Origin of the sequence: Cupriavidus sp. HPC(L), assembly GCF_000307735.3 — a bacterium.
Classification (GTDB): domain Bacteria; phylum Pseudomonadota; class Gammaproteobacteria; order Burkholderiales; family Burkholderiaceae; genus Cupriavidus.
Genome location: NZ_AMPR02000251.1, coordinates 1 through 4,061, shown reverse-complemented (window position 1 = coordinate 4,061; position 4,061 = coordinate 1). Strand labels below are relative to the sequence as shown.

General features: G+C 66.6%; 4 protein-coding genes. All 4 read left to right on the top strand.

The genetic code is table 11. The features are described from left to right. The first annotated feature begins 384 nt into the window (after window positions 1–384). Complete coding sequence (gene phaR, locus B551_RS14820) at window positions 385–954, top strand: polyhydroxyalkanoate synthesis repressor PhaR (protein WP_023264416.1); 570 nt, start codon at window positions 385–387, stop codon at window positions 952–954. Between the two features lie 175 nt (window positions 955–1,129). Next, on the top strand, window positions 1,130–2,542 hold the full coding sequence (gene rimO / locus B551_RS14815) for a 30S ribosomal protein S12 methylthiotransferase RimO (protein ID WP_023264415.1): 1,413 nt from the start codon (window positions 1,130–1,132) through the stop codon (window positions 2,540–2,542). A 130-nt stretch (window positions 2,543–2,672) separates the two neighbouring features. Next, a complete protein-coding gene (gene bktB / locus B551_RS14810; protein WP_023264414.1) occupies window positions 2,673–3,857 on the top strand; it encodes a beta-ketothiolase BktB in 1,185 nt (394 codons plus the stop codon). Window positions 3,858–3,859: 2 nt separating this feature from the next. Beyond that, window positions 3,860–4,061, top strand: a 202-nt coding sequence (locus B551_RS26885; RefSeq protein ID WP_043439902.1) for a hypothetical protein, incomplete at its 3' end; no start/stop codon positions are given.

Here is a 4,061-nt window from a genome sequence, read left to right as displayed (position 1 = left end):
GGCGCCGGGCGGTGCTGCGCTGCGTTGGACGCGCCGCAGCACGGTGCCGGCGCCTGCTCGCGTCGCGCGCCGATACTTCGTTTTTCCCGCTTTTACCCGGCGATTTCGCGCGTTTGCTTGCGGGTTTTCCTTAGCGCCCGCGCCTTTTCACAGTGCCTTGTTAAGCATAGAATCAGGGCATCAACGCCGCCGGCACCAATTTGGGACATCGAGAAATACGACGCGGATCGCGCCTTGGCCGGCGGATCGGCCCCGCGCCGCAAGCGTTGCCGGATTGCGCACCGCACGGCATGCGGTGCAACAGCGAACCGATCGACCGTGCCGCACGAGCACGGGCCGCGGCGTCAGCGCACCGGCAGCGGACTACAAAAGGATAGAGCACCGATGGCCACCACCAAGAAAGGCGCAGAGCGACTGATCAAGAAATATCCCAATCGCCGGCTCTACGACACGCAGACCAGCACCTATATCACCCTGGCCGATGTCAAGCAGCTCGTGATGGACAACGAGGAGTTCAAGGTCGTCGACGCCAAGTCGGGCGACGAACTGACCCGCAGCATCCTGCTGCAAATCATCCTCGAGGAAGAAACCGGTGGCGTGCCGATGTTCTCCAGCGCGATGCTGTCGCAGATCATCCGTTTCTACGGCCACGCGATGCAGGGCATGATGGGCACCTACCTGGAGAAGAACATCCAGGCCTTCATCGACATCCAGAACAAGCTGGCCGAGAACTCGAAGGGCCTGTATTCGGGCGAAGCCTTCAGCCCGGACATGTGGTCGCAATTCATGAACATGCAGGCACCGATGATGCAGGGCATGATGAGCAACTACATCGAGCAGAGCAAGAACCTGTTCGTGCAGATGCAGGAGCAGATGCAGAACCAGGCCAAGAACATGTTCGGCAATTTCCCGTTCAACCAGCCGGACAACAACAAGAAGACCGGCCAGGGCTGAACGCCGCCTGTCGTTGAACTGCACTCGCGGCGGGCCAGAGCGCCCGCCTGCCGACGCGGTGGTCTCGGGGTAGAATCGCGGTCGTTCCGCCGCCACGGCCGTCTTCGGGATGGCAGGTCGCGGCCCAAGACCGCGCGCGCCAGCAGAAGGCGCGGCCCCCCACACCGCGAAATCCATGTCGTCTCAGTCGTCCTCTCCGTCCTCGTCTCCCGCCGGCGCCGTCACTGGCGCGGCCGCCACCACGCCGAAGGTGGGCTTTGTATCACTCGGTTGCCCCAAGGCCCTCGTCGATTCCGAACAGATCATCACCCAGCTGCGTGCCGAGGGTTATGCCATTAGCGGCACCTATGACGGTGCCGATCTGGTGGTCGTCAATACCTGCGGCTTTATCGACGAGGCGGTGCAGGAGAGCCTGGACGCGATCGGCGAGGCGCTGACCGAGAACGGCAAGGTCATCGTCACCGGTTGCCTTGGCGCCAAGAAGGACGCCGGTGGCAACGATATCGTCACCAGCGTGCATCCGAAGGTACTGGCCGTCACCGGCCCCCATGCGCTGGGTGAGGTCATGCAGGCGGTGCACACGCACCTGCCCAAGCCGCACGACCCCTTCGTCGATCTGGTGCCGCCCGCCGGCATCAAGCTGACGCCCAAGCACTACGCCTACCTGAAGATTTCCGAGGGCTGCAATCACCGCTGCTCGTTCTGCATCATCCCCTCGATGCGCGGCGACCTGGTGTCTCGTCCGGTCGCCGAGGTGATGCTGGAGGCAGAGAACCTGTTCAAGTCCGGCGTCAAGGAACTGCTGGTCATTTCGCAGGACACCAGTGCCTACGGCGTCGACGTCAAGTACCGTACCGGCTTCTGGAACGGCCGTCCGCTGAAGACGCGGATGACCGAACTGGTCGGCGCGCTGGGCGAACTGGCGCGCGAGTACGGTGCCTGGGTGCGGCTGCACTACGTCTATCCGTATCCGCATGTCGACGAAATCATCCCGCTGATGAACGACGGCCATGTGCTGCCGTATCTGGACGTGCCGCTGCAGCACGCGCATCCGGATGTGCTCAAGCGGATGAAACGGCCGGCGAACGCCGAGAAGACCATGGAGCGGATCCGCGCCTGGCGCGAGATCTGCCCGGACCTGACCATTCGCAGCACCTTCATCGCCGGCTTCCCGGGCGAGACCGAGGCCGAGTTCCAGACGCTGCTCGACTTCATCGCCGAGGCCGAGCTGGATCGCGTGGGCTGCTTTGCCTATTCGCCGGTCGAGGGCGCCACCGCCAACGACCTGCCCGGCGCGCTGCCGGACGAGGTCCGCGAGGAGCGCCGCGCGCGCTTCATGGAAGTCGCCGAGGAGGTCTCGGCCCGCCGCCTGCAGCGCAAGGTCGGCCAGACGCTGCGCGTGCTGGTCGACGAGGTCAACCAGGACGGCGGCATCGGCCGCTCGGCCGCCGATGCGCCCGAGATCGACGGCCTGGTCTATATCGATCCGCCCGCGAAGCCGTACCAGCGCTACAAGACCGGCGAGTTCGTCTCGGTCCGCATCACCGGCGCCGATGGCCACGATCTGTGGGGCGAGGCGGTGGTGTAACCCTGCCGGCCCGCCGACCCGTACCGGCCGCCGCACCGATCGCCACCGACATTAGGTAAAAGTACGATCGTTCGGAAAATGGACCGCAGGGCTATACTTTGCGGTGCAACATTACCCAATGGAGACAGACATGACCCGTGAAGTGGTGGTGGTCAGCGGCGTACGGACCCCGATCGGAACCTTCGGCGGCAGCCTCAAGGACCTGTCGCCGACCGAGCTCGGCGCGATGGTGGTGCGCGAGGCGTTGGCCCGCGCGAGCGTACAGGGCGACGAGGTCGGCCACGTGGTGTTCGGCAACGTGATTCAGACCGAGCCGCGCGACATGTATCTGGCGCGCGTGGCGGCGGTGGACGGCGGTGTATCGATCGACGCGCCGGCCCTGACGGTCAACCGGCTGTGCGGCTCGGGCCTGCAGGCCATCGTCAGCGCGGCGCAGACCGTGATGCTGGGCGATGCCGATGTCGCCATCGGCGGCGGCGCCGAAAGCATGAGCCGCGCGCCGTATCTGGCGCCCGCTGCCCGCTGGGGCGCGCGCATGGGCGACGCCAAGCTACTCGACATGATGCTGGGCGCGCTGCACGACCCCTTCCATTCGATCCACATGGGCGTGACCGCCGAGAACGTCGCGCGCGAATACGACATCAGCCGCGCGCAGCAGGACGAGGCCGCGCTGGAATCGCATCGCCGCGCGTCGGCCGCGATCCGCGAAGGGCGCTTCAAGGACCAGATCCTTCCCGTCACGCTGAAGTCGCGCAAGGGCGACGTCGTGTTCGATACCGACGAGCATGTGCGCCACGACGCCAAGGCCGAGGACATGTCCAAGCTCAAGCCGGTCTTCGTCAAGGAGAACGGCACCGTGACGGCCGGCAATGCGTCGGGCCTGAACGACGGCGCCGCAGCGGTCGTGCTGATGGAGCGCAGCGTCGCCGAGCGGCGCGGCCTGAAGCCGCTGGCGCGGCTGGTGTCGTACGGCCATGCCGGCGTCGACCCGAAGACCATGGGCATCGGCCCGGTGCCGGCCACACGCAAGGCGCTCGAGCGCGCCGGCCTGTCGGTCGCCGATCTGGACGTGATCGAGGCCAACGAGGCCTTCGCCGCGCAGGCCTGCGCGGTCAACAAGGCCCTCGGCCTGGACCCGCTGAAGGTCAATCCGAACGGTTCGGGCATCTCGCTGGGGCATCCGATCGGCGCGACCGGCGCGCTGATCACGGTCAAGGCGCTGTACGAACTGCAGCGGGTGCAGGGCCGCTATGCACTGGTGACGATGTGCATCGGCGGCGGCCAGGGCATCGCCGCGATCTTCGAGCGGATCTGACCATGGAACGGCGGCGCGGGGCAGGCTTCGTTGCAGCGATCGGCGCGGTCGTGGCGGGGACAACGCTGGTCTCGCCGGTGCCGGCCGCCGCGGCAGGCGACACGGTCCTGTCGACCGCGTCGCCAGCTCGCGCCGGCAGTGGCGATCGCAGCGGCACCGGCCATGCGCCGGCGCAACGCCACCGCGACGCCGCACGCGGCATGC

What these genes read in the sequence shown, in the direction of transcription:
- rimO (WP_023264415.1), top strand. Translation starts at nt 1,130, where the DNA reads ATGTCGTCTCAGTCGTCCTCTCCGTCCTCGTCTCCCGCCGGCGCCGTC.
- phaR (WP_023264416.1), top strand. Translation starts at nt 385, where the DNA reads ATGGCCACCACCAAGAAAGGCGCAGAGCGACTGATCAAGAAATATCCC.
- bktB (WP_023264414.1), top strand. Translation starts at nt 2,673, where the DNA reads ATGACCCGTGAAGTGGTGGTGGTCAGCGGCGTACGGACCCCGATCGGA.